At 44.0% G+C, this 591-nt stretch carries 1 protein-coding gene; it reads right to left on the bottom strand.

Annotated features, from left to right (window positions below; all coding sequences use genetic code 11):
• A partial coding sequence (locus AB4585_RS22185) for an aminotransferase class I/II-fold pyridoxal phosphate-dependent enzyme (RefSeq protein WP_133151368.1) occupies positions 1 to 591 on the bottom strand: 591 nt, incomplete at both ends.

Here is a 591-nt window from a genome sequence, read left to right as displayed (position 1 = left end):
TGAGTCCATTAGACAAGTTAGAGCAAACATCGCCATTTGCACTTGTTGCGGTAGAGATAGACCGGCAGTGTGATTCAAGGCTACGCTACGGCTATCCGCAACGATGCGGTCGATGAACTTAATGTCACGTGGCTCTGGAGTCAGTGTTTTGTAACGGTCATCAAGTTGACACTGTTTTTCTTCGCTGAAAGAACTTAGTGCGTCATCAAATACGTTTTTGTGTTGGATACCAATGGTACCTAAACGCCAGCCTGTTGCGCCAAAGTACTTAGAGAACGAGTAAACACAAAGTGTGTTGTATGGTAGTTTTGCAAATAGAGAAACGAAGTCATCGGCAAATGTACCGTATACGTCATCAGTGATGATGAATAGGTCACTGCGTTGCTCATTCACAAAGTTTGTTAGGTTCTCTAGAGTCTCGTCAGAGAATTTCACTGATGCTGGATTAGCAGGGTTAACGACGCAAAGTAGTTTGATGTCTGTATCTGCCAGTTTCTCGATTTCAGACATTGGAAGCTGCCAAGTGGTCTCATCAAGACGCAGTTCAACGATCTCTAGTTCGTACTCAGAAAGCTCTGGGATTTCTAGGTA

The organism is Vibrio sp. 10N.222.49.C9, from assembly GCF_041474985.1.
Lineage (GTDB): Bacteria > Pseudomonadota > Gammaproteobacteria > Enterobacterales > Vibrionaceae > Vibrio > Vibrio crassostreae_C.
Note: the sequence above shows the minus strand (reverse complement) of the source record. Positions and strands in the feature narration are given on the sequence as shown.